Here is a 19,457-nt window from a genome sequence, read left to right as displayed (position 1 = left end):
TCGACTAGTGGCCGCCCGATTCGGCATCTGGGTCGACACGCAGGACCAGCTTGCCGCAGAAGCTCTGCTCGTTGAGGAACCGGTGGGCGTCGGCCGCTTGCTCGAGCAAGAAGTCGCTCGCGATGTTCACCCGTAGCTCCCCCTCCGCGGCCCACCTCACCAGCCGCGAGAGGTCCTCGCCCTTGGGCCTGGCGAGCATGGGGGTCGCGCGTTGCGACTTGAAGAGGGTCCGGACCGCGTCGAGCGCCGCTTTGGGCGAGGGTTCGGTGGTGACATACCGCCCGCTGTCGTTGAGCGCGGCCTTGGCTTCTTCGTACGAGCTCTTGCCCGCGGCGTCGAAGATCAGGTCGTAGCGCGCGTCCTCGTCGGCGTAGTGCGTGCGGCGGTAATCGATGAAGTCGTCGGCGCCCAGTTCGCGCACGTAGCCTTCGTAATCGCCACTAGCGACCGCCGTGACCTGCGCGCCGAGCCGCTTGGCGATCGGAACGGCGAACGAGCCGACGCCGCCGCTCGCGCCGATCACCAGCACACGCTGCCCCGACTCCAGCCGGCCGTGCTTCTCGAGCGACTGCAGCGCCGTCGACCCGGCGAGCGGCAACCCGGCCGCCTCGCGCCACGACAGGCCGGTGGGCAGCGGGACGGCGACCGATTCTGCACAGGCCGCTAGTTCCGCGTAGCCGCCGCCGTAGATGTTGTCGAGGTACGCCACGGCTCGGTCGCCGGGCCGGAACTTCCCGTTCGGGTCGCACTGCTCGATGATGCCCGCCACGTCGTAGCCCGGCGTTCGGGGGAATCCGCCGGGCAGCACCCAGCGCATCTCGCCCGATCGCAGCCGGCTGTCGACGGGGTTCACCCCGGCCGCGATCACTCGGATCAGCACCTGGCCGGGAAGGCAACGCGGTTTGGGGCGCTGCTCGCAGCGCAGGACGCTCGGGTCGCCGTACTCGTGGTACTGGATAGCTCGCATAAGTTGCAGTGGAGTCGAGAGGCTAATCGGTCGCGACGCCGAACCCCGCGCCGCCGTAGGAAGGCCGTCGGTCGTCGGCGCCGTCGGAACGCGGCGATCGGTTGGCGACGCCGGGGGCGTTTCATCCTGCGAGCCTTGTGCCAGTTCCGACCTGCACCGCCGGCGCAACTTGGGGCAGGTTCTCTGCCTCACGAGTGAGCGACCGAGCCCGTCCGGCGAAGCGGCGGTGATCGTTCGCCTGCCGATCGGGTCGCCCGGAAACCACTTCGCAGCGGTTCGCGATAGCGTAGTCCGCGTCCGGCGTCGGCGGTGCGGCGGCCCACCCGCTTAACCCGCCACCCCCCGCTTAACCCGCCACCCAGAGCCAAGCCGCCATCAAGCAGCCCGCAGCGACCACGTAGTAGACGAACACGATGGCCGTCATCCGCAAGAGAGAGCCCTCCCGCCCCGTGAGCCCCGCCACCGCGGCTGCCGCGACCGCGTTGTGGATACAGACCGTGTTGCCCGCCGCGCCGCCGACCGCTTGCAGCGCAACGACGGCCGCCGGGTCGTACGCGAGGCGCTCGGCGGTTTCGAACTGGAACAGGGCGAAGGTCATGTTGCTGATCGTGTTGCTCCCGGCGACCGCCGCGCCCAGCCCGCCCAGCCACGGCGCGGCGATCGGCCACGCGCCGCCGATGAGCCCCACGGCCGAGCTGGCAAGGACCATGGGCATCGCGGGCAGGTCGCCCTCGGAGTGAAGAAACACTTGCACGGCCGGAACCATGCAGAACAAGGCGGGGGCCGCCTTGGCCGTCGTGGCCCAGGCCGCGCGGCAGGCGGCGCTCGCGTCGGCCGACACGCAGCGCCCGGCCAGGCGGAAACCCAGCAGCGTGAGCCCCACGACCGTCACGAACACCGCGCCCGGCGAATACAACACCGAGACCGAGCGGCCGATCCCCGCGCCGAAGAAGTCGTCGCTGCCGAAGCGCACGGCGACCAGCGCCTGCTTGACCGGCTCGACCGTGCGCGTCAGCAGCAATCCGGCGGCGACGGCGACATACGGCGCGCAAGCCGCAGCGAGCGGCGCCGCGGGCTTCCGCCGCGTGTCGGCCGGTTCGACGCTATTTCCCCGCCACGACGCCGGCCATTCTTGGACAGGCGGGAAGGACCACTCGGCGCCGCGTCGGGGGACGAGCCAGCCGGCGCGGGCGACCATCAGCGCAACGGCGAAGCCGACGGCGCCCCCGAGGAGCGACGGGAACTCCGGACCGAGCCACCAAGCCGCGGCCGTGTACGGCGCCAGCATCGCCACGGCGCAGAACGCCGCGTACGGCCAGATCGCTAGCCCTTCGCGCCACGAGCGGTTCGCTCCGAACACGCGCGTCATCCCCGCGACCAGCGCGAGCGGCACGGCCCAGCCGACAGCGGCGTGCAGGATCGCGACCCGGGCGCCGATCGACTGGAGCAGCTCGCGGTGATCCAGGCCCTCGGCCGCGCAGTAACCCTCCACAGCCGGCGCGCCGGCGAGGCCCGTGCTCACGCCGACCAGTATCGGCGTGCCCGCCGCGCCGAACGAGACCGGCGTGCATTGGATCGCCAAGCCGGCCGCGGCCGCCGCGAGCGGGGGGAACCCCAAGCCGACCAGCAACGGCACGCAGACCGCCGCCGGCGTGCCGAAGCCGGCGGCGCCCTCGATGAACGACCCGAAGAACCACGCAATCAGCAGCACCTGGACGCGCCGGTCGCCCGACACGTCGGCGAGTCGCCGCCGCACGGTCGCCAACGCGCCGAGCCTCTCCATGGTCTCTAGCAGCAAGATGGCGCCGAACACGATGAAGAGGATCTCGGCCGCGATCACCAACCCCTTGGCGCCCGCCGCGGCGACCGCCACGGGGGGAGTCCGCCACACGGCCAGGGCCACGACCGCCATCGCGACCAAGCCGACCGGCGCCGCCTTCGCAGCGGACCAGCGAGCCACCACGAGCAGCCAGCCGACGCTCACCAGCGGAGCGACGGCCAGCAGCGCCAGCCCGAGCTCACGCAAGAGATCCCCCCACACGCGTGGCGTTCCGACGAGGAAGTTTCATGGGCTCGGCGTGATCTACGACGCGGGCTGCGAGCGTGACGAGTCGGGCGTGGTGGGGCGGCCCACGGACTCGGGCACGACCTCGTCGGCCTCCATCTGCTCGGGCAGGCGGAAGACTTCCCCCGCACGGTTGCAGAAGTAGAGTCTCGACCGCGACGGCTGTCTCGGGTCCCCGTCCGCCCACAGCGCGTAGAAGTCGTCGTGCGCGTGCACCGGGCGACGGACGTAGGTGTGGTTGAATTCGCTGCCGCTGGTCAGCGCCGTGTCGCGGCGCCAGGTGCGGCCCCGGTCGTCGCTCGACCACGACACGATCTCCCCACCGGTCCCGTGCGGCTGTGGGCCGGGGTCGGTGGGGGCGATGATCCGCCAACGCCGCGGCTCGAAATAGAGGGAGCCCATGTCGTAGTTGTGGTCGCTCTGCGTGACGACGCTCCGCCGCCACTCGCCCGACTCCCACCGCAGCAGCTCCCACTGGCGTACGCCGCTGGCCGGGCCGGGAGCGGGGCCGTCGCTCGTGACCACGAGCGCGACGGGCGCGCCCGTCGGATCGAAGCGGAGGTCCTTGAGGTAAACCTTCCGCCCCTCGGTGCGGTAGTCGTGGATCAGCGCGGGGCTGTCCGGCGAGGTCACCGGGACGGCGACCTCTTGCCCGCACGCGGCCTTCCACGTGGCGCCGCCGTCGAGGGTTTCTACGTAGTACAGGTTGGTCCGGTGATTCAGCCCTTCCCCTTCGGGATGGTAATTGAACACGCAGGCCGCGCGATCGCCGTCGACGGCGCTGATCTGGTAGTGCCCCTCGTCGATCGCCGCCAGGCGGCGCCAGCTCGACCAGGCGACGCCGTCGGGGCTGGTTGTGAACATGCTGGTCCGGACGGCCGGGTCGCCGTAGCGAGTGAAGAACGCGACGAACCCGGCGGCTGGCGAGCGGTGCACCTGCATGTAGGAGAAGTTGTCGAAGGGCTCGTGGCCGTCGGGCGTCGCGCGGACGGCCGCGACGCGCTCGAAGCGATCGATGGAATAGGGCTCGACGCTGCGGTGAATGAACGAGGGGCGCGCTCGGCCGTGCGACGTCGAAAACAGCCAGACGCGGCCGTCGGGGTCGACCTGCAGGACCGGGTTGTCGTGGGCGTCGCCGGTCTGTTTGTTGAGCAGCACGCGTGGTCGGCAGACCCGACCGGTGCGGTGATCGAAGTACGCGATCATGTGGAGCAACTCGGTGTCGCTCTCGTCGGTCGTGCCGCCGTAGGTGAAGAAGGTCTTGTCCGCCTCGGGGCAGTAGACCGCGAAAGGGCTGTGCTTGGCGCAGTAGGTCCCCAGGCCGCCGCTGTACTTGTGCCCGTGCGGCTCGACGAAGGCGCCGTTGTGGTACCAGACGCCCTTGTAGCCGCTCGCCGGCGTGGCCTCGACGATCGGCGTCTTCTCGGCGGGCGCATCCGCCTCGACGCCGTAGCCGGGGACACACAGGGCGCAGCCGATTGCTGCGGCTCGCAGGAAAGTCATCCGACGCTTCCCGAGAAGGCGGTTCGACGAGGGGCATTGATCGGCCGGGGCCCACGGGCCCCGGCCGCCCACTTTACCATCGATCTCGGCCGCTTCGCTACGCGTCGATCGCGTAGCCGGGCCGCGGGTCTCGGCTGCGCCATCGAGTGTCGATCGATCGATCGACGAACCGCGAAGTGAGCGCGTCGAACTCGACCGGCTTGTGGAGCCGGATAGCAACGTTCGCCGCGTGGCAGATGTTCAGGTGTCGCACGTGGCTGGCGACGTCAGAGACCGGCGGCTTGCCGTCGTGGCACGCTTGGTAGAAGGCCTCGAGATGCGGCTGGACCGGCCGGCCGTGCCGGAGAGCGGCGGTCGCTTCCTCGGGCAGCGGGTCTCGCTCGAGCTCCTCGACCGCCGCGCCGGTGACCTTGCCGCGGTTGACAAACACCCTGCCCCGCTCTCCCTCGAACATCACCCCGTTGTCGAACCCCAGGTCGGGCGCGTTGTCGCGGATGTCGAGTTCGGCGCCGCTTGGCAAGCGGCACCGGATATGGAACTCGCTGGCCGTGTTGAAGCAGTCGTCGTTCGCCGGCATCCCGTCCACGAGCGGCGGGGTGTGCACAACCGACAAGGGCTCGACCTGCACCGTGCCGTTGAGGGCCTCCTCGCCGAGCGCCCAGAGGCCGATATCAACGTGGTGGGCGCCCCAATCGGTCAGCTTGCCGCCGGCGTATTCGTACCACCACCGGAAGTTGCCGTGGCAACGCTCGGGTCGGTATTCGACCTCCGGGGCCTGGCCGAGCCACCGTTCCCAATCGAGGCCGTCCGGCACGCGCGCGGCGCCGAAGGGTCCGCCGACCGGACCACTGCCGATGGCGCACGTGACTCGCCGGATCGCTCCGATCCGGCCTTCGCGCACCAGAGCGACCGCGGTCTGGAAGTTGGGGTCGCTGCGCTGCTGCGTGCCGACCTGCACGACGCTCCCGGTCGCCTGGACCGAGTCGCGTAGTTGGTCCCCTTCGGCGATCGTCAGCGTGAGCGGCTTCTCGCAGTAGACCGACTTGCCGGCTCGCATCGCGTCGACGGCGACCTTCGCGTGCCAGTGATCGGGCGTGCAAACCAGCACGGCGTCGATGTCTGGTCGTGGGAGCAATTCGCGGTAGTCCGATGAGACAAGCGCGTGCAGGGCGAACTCGGCTTGGAAGGACCGAAGCCGATGGCTGTCGACATCGCAGAGCGCGCGGATCTGGAGGCTCTTGGGCATCCACTCGGCGTGCGCGCGGGCGATCCCTCCGCAGCCGACCACGAGGATCCCGATCCGGTCGTTGGCCCCGGGCGCGGCCGCGAGCGCCGAGGGCGCCGCGGCCGCGCCGGCGAGAGCGGCCGACTGCTTCAAGAATCCGCGCCGCGATAAATCCGTTAGTTGAGCCTTCATTGACAGGTGTTCCGGGGTTGGCGGCGAGCGCTCGCTGGGGCTAGCGCGGGTGGACCGTCCAAATGGACCCGCCGGGGGGGATCGGGAGTCGGAGATTCTCTCCGTCCACGCGAGGCGCCGCCGGCCCGTTGTTGGCGGCTTGTTCGCCGACTTGCCAGACGGTCTCGCCGTCGCGCGTGACGCGGCCGTGCGCCGCGGGCGCGGGCACGACGAGCACGCCGTCGTATTCCGCCGGGGATTCGATGGATACCCGCAGAGCGCCGTCGTCCATTCGCTCGATCGACAGCTCGATCGGACCCCTGGGGGTTGGCGTCGTCGATTGGACGGTGCGGAGCCGGCCGAGCTGCGGACGGACCTCGAACCGGGCGAACGCCGGCGCGGTCGGCGCGACCCCGGCCACGTATTGGCTCAGGATCGTGAGCGGCCCGCCGGACCAGGCGTGGTTGTAGGTGCCGCGTCCCATGTCGCCGAATCCTTCTAGCTCGAACGGGTCGAAGAACTCCCACAACGTGGAGAGCCCGTCGCCGAGCATGTAGTCGTATCGCTCGACCATCCGGTCGAACGCGTCATCGGGTCGGCCGATTTGCAGCAACGCCTCGAGGACGTACTTCTCCATGTAGGGGCTGGCGTGGCGTTGGGTGCGGAGCGTCTCGGCGACGCCGGCGTGGTCTGCCGGCTCGGCCAGCCCGGCGACAACCGCCATCGCCGCGGCGCGGTCGTCGGTCGGCCCCTGGTGACCCGCGGAGCGGTACTCGCCGTTGCGCCAGAACGCGGGGCGGAAGTTGTCGCGGATCGACGCCATGAGGCGCTGGTACTCGGCGATGTCCTCCTCCTCACCGGCGAGCTCGGCCATTTCGCAGGCGGCCTTCAGCGCGAGGTAGACCCACGCGTTCTCGATGACCGGCACGTCGCGGTGCTCACCCCAGTCGGTCCAGTCCCAGCCGCCGGCGCGGTGCTCGACGAGGCCGTCGTCGCCCAGCCGCCAGAGGCTCATGTAGCGGCGGACGGCGGGGTACGCGTCGACGACCGTCTGCCGGTCGCCGGTGTACCAATAGTAAGTCCAGAACCCGTACCATCCGACGCTCGCGAGCATCTGCCGTGGCAGCTCTTGTTCCCAGGAGCCGTCGAGCGGGTAGAGGATGCCGTCGCGCCGCACGCCCGACGGAACGGGCGAGTAGAGCGTGTCGTCGGGGCGTTGCCAGCGGCACAGCTCGTAGATCGCTTTGCGGGTTAGCTGCGGCGCCCGCTGCGGCTCGAACACGTAGAAGGCCTCCCCCAGCTCGTTGACCGCGTCGCCCCACCACTGGGCCCGCTCGCGATCGGGGCAATCCATGTAGGTGTCGCGCATGGTCACGTAGAGCGTGCGTGCGGCCTCGTCCCAGAGCTGGTTCAGCCGGCTGTCGTCGCAGCGGAAGCGGCCGACGACTCGCGTGTCGTAGCCGGTCTCGCGGTAGGCGAGGCGCAGCACCCGCACGCCGGCGGGCACGTCGTAGTGGACCTCGTGCCCGTTGATCCAGGAGGGCAGTTCCCACTGCTGGACGCCGTCGCGGGTCACGTACTCGTGCCGGTGGGTCTCGATCTGCCGGAACGTGCCGTAGCGGTGCAGCACGTCGGTGTGGATGCCGATGACCTTGCCGGCGGGGGCGTCGACCTCCAGGTACGGCGTGACCTGGGCGTTGTAGGGCAAGCGGCAGACGATCTCTTCGCCGGTCGCCTGCAGCGGCGTGGCCGGCGCGGCCTCGTAGTCCCTCAGGCCCGAGTCGGCCCACTGGGGAATCGGTCGCTCGTACAGCTCGTTCCACGGCGCCGTGGGCGGTTTGCCGAAGAGAGTCGGCGGTCCCCAGTCCGAGTCGTCGTACTCGGGCCCGCGCCAGTCGCCGATGTCGTGCCGCGCGTCGAACCGCACGTTCGCCTCGGGTGGCCGTACGTTGTCGAGCGGGGGGTCGGTCGTGCCGAACGCCGGGTGGACCTTCGCCCGCCACGTCGAGTCGCTCAGCAGCGGTTGGCCGTCGACGTCGGCGTCCAGTAGCAGCGCCGCCTTCCCGGAGTTGTTGTGCGAGAATCCGTGCCTGCCGAAGTGTTGCACGAGCACGGCGATCGTGTTCGCGCCGGCCCTCAGGTGGGCCGTGAGGTCGACGCGGTCGAAGTAGGTGTCGGTCGGCGTCGGCCCGCGCTTCAGTTGGCCTTCGAACACGACCGGCTCGCCGTTGATCCACAGCCAGTACTTGCTGTCGCAGGCGATGCGCGCGACGGCGGCCTGGGGCGCGGAGTCGAGCCGCACGTCTTTGCGGAAGCAGAGCCAGGTGTTGGGCTTGCTGCCGCCGATCACGCCGATCCAGTCGGCCCGCCAGTCGCCCTCGGGCGCGGGGAACGCGTTTGCGTGGGGGCCGGTCGCGCAGGCGACGAGGCACAGCGCGACGGCGATCGATCGGAAGTGGAAAGGGTTCATGGCGCGGTCGCGGGGCCGGTTTGGGCGGCTGGTTTGGGGTTGTCGACAGGTTCGAAGCGGTACGCCCATCCCGTGTCGGCGGCGGGCAGCTCGATGGGCTCGCCGACGCGGATGTCCGTGGCGTCGGCCCCCGGATGGACCGCGGCGATGGGCGTCTTGCGGACGGCCTGTCCGGGCGGCCAACCGGCCACACGGCTCAGGTCGATGGCCGCCTGGGCGCCGGGCTCTCCCATCGCCGTCCAAGCGCCCTGGTCGTCGCGGAACATCGTGACGCGTCCGGTGTGTCGCACGCCGAGCGCTTCGCGCTCGCGCGGCGCATCGACGATCAGCAAGCCGTCCGACTCGAGCTCGAGGCAGGCGCCGCCGTCGATCCACAGCCTCTGTTGCCTCAGGCCGGGGGCGCGTACTCGGTAGCCGTCGGGGGCGAGGGTCGTGTCGGGGTCGTCGGGATCGATAGCCGGCGTGTCGCCGAAGTTGACCGTGGCGACGGCGCCGTTGGCGAAGCGCGTCTGCTGCACCGCTCCGTCTTCGCTGAGGAAGCGGTGGCTCGTCATCTGGGAGAAGGCGACGCGCTCGTGCAGCGGCGTCGTGTCGTGGTAAGTGCGGAGCCACCGCCAGCGATTCTCGCGCCAGTCGTACCCGCGTCCCGGATCGGAGAGCCACAACAGCGGCGCGCCGCCGTAGAGGATCGTGATCAGGTCTTTGTGGTCGGCGATCCGCTCGTCGGCGTGGTGGAGCATGCCGGGCGTGTCGCCCCAGTACCAAGTGCTGACCATGCAGTCTTGGAAAACGAGCTGCCAGAGCGGCACGCGGTGGGCGAACCCGGCGCCGAACTTCTTGTAAGCCTCCGAGAGTTGGTCGGCGGTCGGGGGCTGGAGCCGCCCGGCGTCCCAGCTCGACCACCAGAACGGCCCGCTGAGGGCGCCCTCGTGGTGGTCGACGAGGTCGGCGGCCCAGTCGTTTCCGTGTTCGGCGCCGACCTCGACTCCGAACCCGTTGATGTACTGCAGGAGTTCGCGCCGGAGCTCGATGTCGCGTCGGCGGTCGTAATCGTGTCCGGGGGCCCAATTCTCGAAGGCCTTGGCCGCGACGGCCACGTCGATAAACCGCGCGTTGTGGCCGCTGCGGGCGAGCTGCTGCGGCGTGTAGGACATCGCGGCGGCCATCCAGAAAGCCGTCGACCGCCAGGCCATCTGCCGGCCGTCGTCCATCGTCCAGCCGTTGAGCGGATCGGCGCCCGGTCGGGAACGGACCGCGGCGCGGGGGATGTCGTCGCGTTGGAAGCCGGTCGCGCCCTGGAAGATGTCCGAGTAGCTGTCGTAGCGGCCCACGAGGAAGCCGGCCTCTTTGAGCTCCGCCACGTGGCGGCGACGCTGAACGCCGCTGACCACGCCGCGCCGCACGCCGAGCGACCGGGCCGCGTCGAGCTGGTCGATGTACTCGTCGGCGGTCCAGATGATCGCGGCCCCGGGCAGTCGCTGGACCGGCGGGCGCTGCTGTGCCTTCTGGGCGAGCGTCGTGAGCCGCCCGTCGGCTTTAAGTAGTTCTCGGTAGGCTTTCGCGATCGCCACGTAGGCGCCGTCGGGCACGAAGCGGTAGACCACGCTGCGCTCGTAAGCGAAACGGTCGCGGCAAGCGAGCCACCGCGGCTGCGGCCAGCAACGCCCGTCCGCGTCGGGGAGGAGGCTCACTTCGGCGTCGGCGGGGGTCTCGAAGAGGGTCATCACGCCGTCGCCGCGGCGACGGTCGTAGAGGCCGATCCAGGGCATGTCCAAGCAATGGGTGTTGCCCCACACGCGTAGCGGCCAGCCCGAGTAGGCGGTGTCACGCTGGTCGAGCAGCACGCCGCACGATCGGTCGCAGAAGACCAGCTTGCCGTTCTCCAGAGCGGTCGTGAAACGGGGCGCGAGTCGCTCGAGGCCCTCTATCGGGTCGTCCGGCGACGACGGGGCGACCTGGAAGCGGACGGCGCCGTCGGGCGTGACGGTCGCTCGCAGCGTGAGCGGCCGTTCCGAGAAGCGACTGACCAAGTCGAGCGTCAGGCGTCCGTTCTCGTCGGCTTTGCTGTCCTGGATGGCGGCCCAAGGGTCCAAGGGGTCGCTGCGCCACTGGCGGCCGGTGCGTTGATCGTGCACCACGAAGCGACGGTCGTTGGGATCGAACACTAACCGCAGCGGCCCGGCCGTGGCCTCCCGAACGGCTGTGGGAGCGTCGGCCTTGGCGCCGACCGCGGTGACGCGGACTTTCCGGAGTTCGGCGAGCGAGTCGGCGTCGCCCGAGAGGGCGATGCGGATCGCGGCCGTGCGGCCCGCTCCGGCGAGCGGCAGGCGGTAACGGCGCCACTGGCCGTCGACGATGACCGGCACGCGGACGAAGTCCGACCAAGGGCGACCCCCTTCCGCGGTCCAGCTCACGTAGTGCTCGCCGTCGGGAAGGTCGGCCCTCAGGTCGAACTCGATGACGGCGCCCCCGGCGGGCGCGTCGATGGGGCGCTGCAGGACCGCGTGCGGGGTCATCTCAACCAGCCGCATGCCGCCCCCCTCCAGCGGCTCGACACGGCAGCCCAGCGCCTGCCAGGCGCCGGGGTCGTCCATGAGCGAAGCACCGGGCGGGGTGGCCGGGGAGGCCGTGGCGTCGCCCGCAACGTGGAGCACGGCAACGGCCGCGGCCAGACAAAGTAAAGGCTCGAAGGTGTGCACCCGGGACTGCCTCATTGCGTGTCGTGGGATTGCAGCCGCACCGCGCGGAACCGCTGCACTTGCTGCTTGATGGCCGTCTCGACCGGCAGGCGCTCCATCGACGACGCGCCGTAGAAACCGTGGACGTTCTGCGTGCGGGAGAGGATGTATTGGGCGTCGTCGGGCTCGGCGATCGGGCCGCCGTGGCAGAGCACGAGCGCGTCTGGCTTGGCGGCCCTGGCCGCGTCGGCGATCGCCTGCACCGCGTCGACACAGGAGTCGAGCGACTTGGCTGTGTCGGCGCCGATGCTGCCGCTGGTCGTGAGGCCCATGTGCGCGACGACCACGTCGGCGCCTGCTTCGGCCATGGCGGTCGCCTCGTCCGGGGAGAAAGCGTAGGGCGTTGTTAGGAGGCCCTTGCTGCTCGCGAGGCGGATCATCTCGACCTCGCGGTCGTATCCCATCCCGGTCTCTTCGAGGTTCTGCCGGAAGGCGCCGTCGATCAGGCCGACCGTCGGGAAGTTTTGCACGCCGGCGAAGCCGATCGCGGCCAGCTGGTCGAGGAAGCGGCCCATCAGCCGGAACGGGTCGCTCGCGCAAACGCCGGCGAGCACGGGCGTGTCGCGTACGACGGTGAGGACCTCGCCCGCCATCTCGACGACGACGCCATTGGCGTCGCCGTAGGGCATGAGGCCGGCGAGCGACCCCCGCCCGGCCATGCGGTAGCGGCCCGAGTTGTAGATGACGATCAGGTCGATGCCGCCGGCTTCTTCGAACTTGGCGCTGATGCCGGTCCCGGCGCCGCCGCCGATGATCGGCTCGCCGTTGGCGATCCGCGTGCGGAGGCGGTCGAGGATCGCCTCGCGGGTGAGTACGGTGGGTTCTGCCATCGATTCGCTATTCGGTCTGGAAGGGCTAGGGAGTGGCTTTCTCGTGCGACGCGATTGTTTCACGCAGCAGCGCGACGGCGGCTTCGGCGAATTCGGGCGCGTTGATCGCTGCGTCGACCTCGACCAGGCGCACCCGCGGGGCGAGCTCCGCTCGCAACGCGGCCGCGAGCGCCTCCTCGGCCTCGGGGTTGTGGAACGCGCCGCCCGGGGCGCCGAGGATTGAATAGCCGCGCAGCGGCAAGATCACAGCCGTCGGCCCGGCGGCCGCGTTCAGACGCTCGGCGATCATCCGCCCGAGCTGGCTGTTCTCGTCGGGCGTGGTGCGCATCAGGGTCACCGACGGGTTCCACTCGTAGAGCAGCCGGTCGGCCGTCCGATAGCGCTCGGGCACGGTGTCGGGGGGGCCGAAGTTGACCATGTCGACGCAGCCCGGGGCGACCACCTGAGGGATCCCGCGGCGGCCCGCCGCGGTCAGGCGCGCGGGGCCGGCGTCGAACACGCCGCCGCAGAGCGTGTCGGCGAGCTCGGTCGTCGTGAGGTCGAGCGACGCGTCGACCAACCCCTCGTCGATGAGCGACTCCATCGCCTTGCCGCCCGCACCGGTGGCGTGGAACACCAGGACCTCGTAGCCGTCGCGCTCGAGTTCGGCGCGGCAGCGGTCCACGCACTCGGTCGTGTTGCCGAACATGCTGGCCGTGATCACCGGGCGATCTTCCGCCGCGACCGAGGCGGGCCGCTGGGCCATGCCCGCCACCGCGGCTGCGGCGCCCTGGATGCCGCGGCGTGTGATCCGGTTCAGTCCGGCGATGTCGGCGATCGACGGGTAAAGGACGATATCTTTCTGCGCCACGTACGGGGCCGTGTCGCCGCCGGCGACCGTCGACAGGCAGACCTTGGGCACGCCCAGCGGGAGCGCCCTCATCGCCGCGGTGATGACCGACGTGCCGCCCGACCCGCCCATGCCGAAGACCGCGTCGATGCGTCCCTCCTGGAACAGGCGCGCGGCGATCGCCGCGACGCCGCGGCTCATGGCGTGCATGGCGCGGCCCCGATCGCCGGCCGAGCGGAGCTGCTGGAGGTCCTCGCCGGCGGCGGCCGCGACCTCGTCGGCCCCCAGGTCGACCGGAAAGTCGGCCTTCGGCGGGTGCACGCCGAAGTCGACCGACAGCACGCCGACGCCGGCCTCGATTAGTCGGGCGCGGGCGTACGCGTACTCGGCTCCCTTTGTGTCGAATGCTCCCAGGAGCATCACCACCGGAGGCTGGTTCATTGCGAGGCTCCCTGGGGCTTCTCGCAGCGGAAGGTGAGCAGCACGTCGTTGCGGAAGCCGATGTCGGCCGTGCCCTGCCCGACGTCCATCGCCACGACGGCGGCGCGGTCGCCGGTTTGATCGGTCTGGAGCACAACGACGCGGTACTCGATCGGGGCGCCGGTCAGCTCGGGCGGCAGGGAATGGCCGTCGTGCATCCGCATTCGCAGCCACGTGCCGCCGGACGCGGGAGCGCCGGCCCCGACCGCTTGGGGCGAACTGACGCGCAGCGGCGCGGTCACGGCCGCCTGGTTTTCGACCTTCACGAGGAACGCGTTGGGCCCGCCTACCGTCAGACGCGGCGGCGCTCCGCCCGTGTCGACCTTGACCCTCGATTCCGGGTTGATTGCGACCTGGAGCAAGCAGAAGCGATCGAGCGCTCGCTGGAGCTCCCGCCCCGGCGGCCCGCCGTCGTCGCCGAGCGGACCCACGGCGGCGCGGGCGCGCTCCGCTTGATCCGGATCGACCTCCGCGAGCGCCGCGAGCGCCGCGTCGATGCGGCTGCGGAGGTCGGGGGATTGGTCGTCGGGCTGGCCGGCGCTCGGGGCGCAGGTGGCCGCGAGGGTGAGCAGCGATAGGGCGAGGCGCTTCACTCGTCGGCCTCCTGGACGATCCGGCGGTACGCTTGGCGGGCGTGCTCGTACGCGGCTAGCGCGGCGTCTTGCTCGGCGGGCGCGTAGGTGTTCCGCTTCATCTGCCAGCATTGGTCCACGCCCCGCAAGCACCACTCGGCGCTCGCTTTGGACGCGCGGATCGGGCGCCCATCAACGACGACGAAGATCGGATTGGTGTGGGCGTGCGGGAATACCCGCAGGGCGACCCACGCGCTGCTGGGCACGTCGACGTCGAATTCGATCCGCCGGGGCTCGCCGTCGGCGGGCAAGGGTTTCGTCGCGGCCGGGTAGCCGTTGACGATCAGCTCGACCTCGACCTCCGCCGCGTCGGGCGAGCCGAGGGCGTCCGCGTCGAGCAACGCGGCACAGTCGGCGGCGAAACGCACCCGGCCCGACTCCGCCAGCCGCAGCTCGCTCCCCTCCTCGCCCATGCGGACGGTCTGGCCGGAAGCCTCGGCTTGGAAGTCCATCAGGTGCACGAGCGCGTCGCTGACGTAGCTGCGCCCGTCTTGCAGGCCCTGGACCCAGTCGGGGTAGTTGAGCCGCCCGTCGACCTTCACGTAGACGCGGCCGATGCCGACCCGTTCGCCGCTCATGCAGGGGAAGTCGGTCTCGCCGCTGGCGCGGACGCGGTAGCCGCAGTTGAGCACGTGGTACCACATGTTCCACTCGTCGCGCCGCGGCGTGTTCATCGTGGCGATGAAGTCGAGCGCGGGCTTCGGCTGGCCGTCGGCGCCGGGCAGCTCGTGGGTCACGTCGACCACGAACTCGTTCGCGCCGATGCCGTCGTAGGCCGGGATGTTGTAGTGGGGGAGGCCGTGGGGGCCGTCTTCGACACCGAGTCGGTCGATGTAGCGGGTGAGCCCGGCGCCGCTGTGGGCGGTGCCGGTGACGGCGTCCTGTGCCTTTGCCCAGCGCAGCGTCTGCAAGCCGAGGGTTGGCCAGTGGTCCTTCGACTCACCGCCCGGGTAGATCTGCTGCTTGAGGCGAAGGAGGTTGAGGTGGCCCGACGCGTGCGAGCCGAAGCCGCTGACCTCGACGTCGTACCGCAGCACGTACGGGTATCGCATGACGTCGTGGTCGTCGCCGGTGAAGAACCGCTTCTGGTAGTCGAAGCAGGGGCCCCAAGTGAGGCAGCACCCCACGTGCAGGTCCTCGCCCATGATCTGCCGCATCATGTCGGGCGGGTGGACCCCCTGGGTTGGGTTTTGGTAGTGCAGGCAACCGGCCGCGTGGATGTGGTGGTCGCCGGACCACCAGCCGTAGTCGGCGGGGTCGATCCACCGCCGGACCTCGTGCCGGAGCGTGGCGCCCTGCTCACCAACGACCAGGCGGCGGCGTTCCCGGATCGACTCCGGGCCGCGCCACGCCTCGACGTCGTACTCGCCCGGGGGGAGGTCGATCGTCTCGCCGCTGAGGCGGTAGACTTGGGGCTGGAAGAACAGGTCGGGCGCCAGGCGCTTCGACTGCTCCGGGTAGATCCGGCCGAGCTTGTCGCGAACGATGAACGCCGCCGCGGCGGCCTCGGGGTGCTTGTCGACCACCTCGATCGCGACCTGCACGGCCGGCTCGGCGTCGAAGCGCAGCGGCAGGCTGGTCCAGGTCTCGCCGCGGCGGTGCGCGTAGGAGAGATCGATCCAGTCGAAGCGGGTGCGCGACGCCTTCACGTTCGGGTCGATCCGCACGCCGGCGAGGACGCCGTCGACCTTGATGGCCGCCTCGTACTGTTGCGCGGCGCCGGGCATCAGCGGGATGGTGACGGCCTTGTTGGGATCGGGCTCGGGCTGCTCCTCGGTCCAGAAGAAGACCTGGCAGATGCCGTCCTCCTCGGCCTCGGCCCAGAAGCGGAGCAGCAAGTCGCCCGACGCGCCGCCGACTTCGGCGGAGAGGAACGGGTCGCTCCCTTGGCCGGTGGCCCACAGCGATCCGTCGCGCGCTTCGAGCTCGATCTGGTTGGCCTCTTGCCAGCCATCGGTCCCCTCGTCGAACCGCCACTCACGCACCAAGCGGCCGCGGGCGCCGGGCTCGGCGTCGATGCTGAACTCGAGGGTCGCCTCGTTGGGGCCGGCGTCGCGGCTGTAGATCTGCACAACGCGATACTCCAGCGGCAGCCCGCTGAGGCTCGCCTGGAGCGGCCGCCCGTCGTAGGTGGTCAGTCCCAGCCAGCGGCTCGCGACGTCCTCCGCTTTGGAGTGGGGCATCGATCGCGCGTTGGGGCTTTCGACGTGCAGCCGGGTGGTGAGGCGGGCGTCGTTGCAGACCTTCACCAAAAAGCTCCGCCAGCCTTGCTCGACGAGCATGGGTTCGACGGCGCCCTCGGCCGCGGCGATCTTGCCATCGGCGATCCGCACGCCCGCCAAGCAGAGCGGGTCGAGCAGTTCTTGCACGCGACTGGTGACGACCTCGTCGTCGCGTTCGTCGCGCAACGCTCGGAGGGCGTCGCGGGTGGATTGCGGAACGGGGTTGCCGATGTAGTCGAGCGCCTCGACGAGCCGGTCAACCTGCAGCAGCAGGGGCTGCCGCTCGACAACCGGCGCGCTCGGCCACTTCGGTTCGTCGGAAGCCGCCGGCGGCGCGTCGGGCAGCTCGAGCTGGCGGGAAGGGATCGAAACGTCGGCCCCGCCGGCGGGCACTTCGGCGCCGGCCGCCCAGAGCAAGCCGTTGACAACCGCCCTGCGGAACTCGTCGATCGCGAAGTTGTCGTGGAAGTGGGCCAGGGTTGTGCCGAAGCTGCGGCCGCCGCCGGGCCGCTCGTAGGCCCATGCGACGGTTTGCTCGACGCCGTCGACCTCGACCGTAAGCACCGGCTTGGCGGAATCCTTGAACTTGAGGTTGAGGTAGAACTCGTCCCGCAACGGGAAGGGGGACCAGCCGTTGCAAACCGGGTGGTCCGGGGCGGCCTGCTCGAGGGTCTGCCGGTCGACCTTCAGGCCGGAGTGCGCGAAGGAGAACCAGCCGCCGAGCAAGTCGAGGTACTGTGGGCCGAACTGATCGTCGGACGTGCCGGTCGACCAGTGGATCGCGGCGAGGCCCACGCCTGCGTTCATCAACTCGAGGGCCTCGTCACGGTGGGCCGGCGCCAGCAGCAGGTCGCCCGCAGGCCGCGAGTAGAAGGCGATCGCATCGACCCCCTCCAGAACCGACGGATCCTTCGGCCAATCATCGTCGGGCGACACGACGGCCTCCACGCCCGGATTTTGGTTTAGGCACGCGGCGAGCAGCTCGCACCCGCGGCGATACATGTGCGTCGCCCAGGGGTGGTCGAGCGCGGTGGGGATGAGGACGATTTTCTTGGGTTCTTGATCGCCGGTGGCGGTTGGCTTTTCCATCGCCACCGAGTGGAGCGGCGCGCCGGCGGCCGCCGCGGCGATTAACTCCTCGAACTGCCGGATCCCGTCTTCGACGTAGGAGATGGCTTCTTCGCGCTGCGCGGCGTTGGCGAACCGCCCCTTCGAGCGGATGTCCTCGATGTGCCGCGTCATCCGCTCGATCCAGGTGCTGGCCGCGTCCGGCACGAAGCGGGACCGGCCATCGACGTCGACGTAGATCGCGCTGGTGTGAGCGACCTCGGGCGTCTGGATCGCGTTGAACGCGTCGAACCCCTGGCCGGGCGGGCCGCAGCGGGCGACGACCCAGCGGCTCTCGCCGGCCGGGATGGTCACCGACACCTCTCCTTCCCGGGCGTCGAGGTGTTTCGTTGCGAGCACCTCGCCGTTGGATACGATCTGGAGCGTGTCGATCGGCCGCCGGGATTCGGCCCGCGCGGTGATGGTCAGCGGCTCGTCGGCGTCGACACGCAGGGTGTCGCCGATCTCGGCGCCGTTGACCTCGAGGAAGAGCAACGGGCCCGACGTGGTGAACGTGCGGCACTGCCGGACCCCCTCGATCCATTTGTCGTACGTGAACTCGCCGTCGACACGCACGTAAGCCCGGGCGCAGCCGACCACGCGGGCGGGGTGATCGGACCCGTTGGTCAGCGGCAGGCGGAACCCGCAGTCGAGAAAGCGGTAGTACTCGTCGACCGGCATCTGGTCGAGCGAGTCGGTGAGGCCGTGCACGACGTTGACCGGCACGTCTTTGTTGCCGCCGAGGCCGTGCGCCTCGATGCTGATGCCGCCTTGCTCGCGGCAGGATAGGATCGCCGTGCGGTTGGTCGGGTAGTCCAGCGCGTCGGGCCCGGCGATGAGCGAGCCGGTCCCGATAGGCATCACGAGCCAGTCGAGGTTCAGGAAGCAGAGGTGCCCGTAGAGGTCTTCGTTGCGGTATTCCTCGCCCATCTCGACGTGGTACTGCTCGTCGCTGTGGGACTCGACCGGGCCCATGGGCGCTTGATTCGGCGTGATGAAGGCCTTCGAGGAGCCGCGCTGCAGCAGCGTGAGGTTGTTGGCGACGCGCACGTCCTCGGCGCGTTGGACGACCGACAGCAGGTCGAGCGGCAGGTCGACGTCCCACTGGTTGATGACCCAGTGCACGTGGGTGTCGCCGGAGACCCATCCGCGGGACTTCATGTCGCAGAAGCGGCCCGACTCGAGGCGGACGTCGCGTGTCTCGCCGGGGCGGAGCGTCAGCCGCTGCGTGACGGGCTCGTGCTCGAAGCCGCGCTCGATCGTCAGCTCGACCTCGCCGGGTGGGAGCACGACCTCGAAAGACCCGTCGCAATAGAAGAACGGCAGCTGGTAGAACTTGCCGAGTTGCCAGAAGCGGAGCAGCTCCTTGCGGCTGAGGGTCTCGAGGTCTTTGTAGCGTTCGCCGCGGCGGTACTGGTGGTCCGGTCCGAGCGCGTAAACCCGCGCGGGCCATGGCTTCCCGCTGTCGCCGTCGATCGCCACGCCGCGCACCACCGCCGGCTCAACGACTTGGACGGGGATCTTGAGCGTGTAGGCCTGCGCCGCCCCGTCGCGTTGCTGCAGCTCCACCGAGGCCGTCGCGGCCGATGGGTCGTCGACGGTCAACTGCACAAGGAGCCCGGCGGTGTCGCCAGGCAGGATGCTCGTTTCGACGCCGAACGGGTGGCCGGGGCGGTCGGCGCGGGCGGCCAAGCGGATGGCGGCGTCGGGGAGCTGGTTTGTGACCCGGACCAGCAGGCAGCGGGGGAGCGACCGCGCGACTTCGATCGCGTCGGTCGACTCGGATAACCGCGGGCCCTCGGCCGTCCACGAGACGTCGACCGGCTTGATCTCGCTCGCCAGTCGCCGCATCGTCTGCTCGCGGCGCCGCCGGCGCTGGTCCGCGTCGACACCGGCGCCGTTGACAAGCTTGTGGTCGGCCTCCGCTTGGTCGAGGTAGAAGGCTTGGCTCGGGGTCGGGCACCGTAGCGCAACGTCGGTGAGCAACTCGTAGGCGAAGAACGCCCGCTGCCGGTCGGCTTCACTCGACGGCCGCTTGGCGGGTTCCTTCGACGCGGCGGCCGAGTCGGGGGACTCGGCCTTCGCCACCACGCGTGTGTGCGGGCCGAAGTGGCCCGGGTGCGCGACGGCGGCGGCGACACAAGCCAGCGCCGCCGCCAAGGGGGCGACGCGGGTCGCTATCGAACGAAGGTTGGTCATGGTTCTCTTTCTCAGTGAA

10 protein-coding genes are annotated in these 19,457 nt (G+C 70.3%); all 10 read right to left on the bottom strand.

Features of this window, described 5'->3' with window-relative positions; genetic code table 11:
* Positions 1–4: 4 nt before the first annotated feature.
* Positions 5–967, bottom strand: coding sequence for an NAD(P)-dependent alcohol dehydrogenase (locus tag RIC11_RS14755; RefSeq protein WP_350212613.1), 963 nt, complete (start codon positions 965–967; stop codon positions 5–7).
* A gap of 346 nt (positions 968–1,313) precedes the next feature.
* A complete protein-coding gene (locus tag RIC11_RS14750; protein WP_350212611.1) occupies positions 1,314–2,993 on the bottom strand; it encodes an L-lactate permease in 1,680 nt (559 codons plus the stop codon).
* A gap of 57 nt (positions 2,994–3,050) precedes the next feature.
* The gene (locus RIC11_RS14745) at positions 3,051–4,535 is read right to left on the bottom strand and encodes a BNR-4 repeat-containing protein (protein ID WP_350212609.1); all 1,485 of its coding nucleotides are present in this window, start codon (positions 4,533–4,535) and stop codon (positions 3,051–3,053) included.
* Between the two features lie 97 nt (positions 4,536–4,632).
* Positions 4,633–5,952 carry a Gfo/Idh/MocA family protein gene (locus RIC11_RS14740; RefSeq protein WP_350212608.1) on the bottom strand — a complete coding sequence of 440 codons (1,320 nt, stop codon included), beginning with the start codon at positions 5,950–5,952 and terminating at the stop codon, positions 4,633–4,635.
* A 40-nt stretch (positions 5,953–5,992) separates the two neighbouring features.
* Entirely contained in the window at positions 5,993–8,401 is a 2,409-nt protein-coding gene (locus tag RIC11_RS14735; RefSeq protein WP_350212606.1) for an alpha-L-rhamnosidase-related protein, read from the bottom strand.
* Positions 8,398–11,115, bottom strand: a complete 2,718-nt coding sequence (locus RIC11_RS14730) for a glycoside hydrolase (RefSeq protein WP_350212604.1) — start codon at positions 11,113–11,115, stop codon at positions 8,398–8,400. Before RIC11_RS14730 ends, RIC11_RS14735 begins: the two co-directional genes overlap by 4 nt.
* Positions 11,112–11,969, bottom strand: a complete 858-nt coding sequence (locus RIC11_RS14725; RefSeq protein WP_350212602.1) for a phosphoenolpyruvate hydrolase family protein — start codon at positions 11,967–11,969, stop codon at positions 11,112–11,114. Before RIC11_RS14725 ends, RIC11_RS14730 begins: the two co-directional genes overlap by 4 nt.
* A gap of 25 nt (positions 11,970–11,994) precedes the next feature.
* Positions 11,995–13,239: a Tm-1-like ATP-binding domain-containing protein gene (locus RIC11_RS14720; RefSeq protein WP_350212601.1), complete on the bottom strand. Its 1,245-nt coding sequence runs from the start codon at positions 13,237–13,239 to the stop codon at positions 11,995–11,997.
* Positions 13,236–13,871: a hypothetical protein gene (locus tag RIC11_RS14715; RefSeq protein ID WP_350212599.1), complete on the bottom strand. Its 636-nt coding sequence runs from the start codon at positions 13,869–13,871 to the stop codon at positions 13,236–13,238. The genes RIC11_RS14720 and RIC11_RS14715 overlap by 4 nt, the downstream gene beginning before the upstream one ends.
* Positions 13,868–19,438, bottom strand: coding sequence for a CehA/McbA family metallohydrolase (locus RIC11_RS14710; protein ID WP_350212598.1), 5,571 nt, complete (start codon positions 19,436–19,438; stop codon positions 13,868–13,870). Before RIC11_RS14710 ends, RIC11_RS14715 begins: the two co-directional genes overlap by 4 nt.
* Positions 19,439–19,457 lie beyond the last annotated feature (19 nt).

The organism is Botrimarina sp. (assembly GCF_040219535.1).
Lineage (GTDB): Bacteria > Planctomycetota > Planctomycetia > Pirellulales > Lacipirellulaceae > Botrimarina.
This window is presented reverse-complemented; position numbering and strand designations above follow the sequence as displayed.

What these genes read in the sequence shown, in the direction of transcription:
- RIC11_RS14755 (WP_350212613.1), bottom strand. Translation starts at nt 967, where the DNA reads ATGCGAGCTATCCAGTACCACGAGTACGGCGACCCGAGCGTCCTGCGC.
- RIC11_RS14745 (WP_350212609.1), bottom strand. Translation starts at nt 4,535, where the DNA reads ATGACTTTCCTGCGAGCCGCAGCAATCGGCTGCGCCCTGTGTGTCCCC.
- RIC11_RS14740 (WP_350212608.1), bottom strand. Translation starts at nt 5,952, where the DNA reads ATGAAGGCTCAACTAACGGATTTATCGCGGCGCGGATTCTTGAAGCAG.
- RIC11_RS14735 (WP_350212606.1), bottom strand. Translation starts at nt 8,401, where the DNA reads ATGAACCCTTTCCACTTCCGATCGATCGCCGTCGCGCTGTGCCTCGTC.
- RIC11_RS14730 (WP_350212604.1), bottom strand. Translation starts at nt 11,115, where the DNA reads ATGAGGCAGTCCCGGGTGCACACCTTCGAGCCTTTACTTTGTCTGGCC.
- RIC11_RS14725 (WP_350212602.1), bottom strand. Translation starts at nt 11,969, where the DNA reads ATGGCAGAACCCACCGTACTCACCCGCGAGGCGATCCTCGACCGCCTC.
- RIC11_RS14720 (WP_350212601.1), bottom strand. Translation starts at nt 13,239, where the DNA reads ATGAACCAGCCTCCGGTGGTGATGCTCCTGGGAGCATTCGACACAAAG.
- RIC11_RS14710 (WP_350212598.1), bottom strand. Translation starts at nt 19,438, where the DNA reads ATGACCAACCTTCGTTCGATAGCGACCCGCGTCGCCCCCTTGGCGGCG.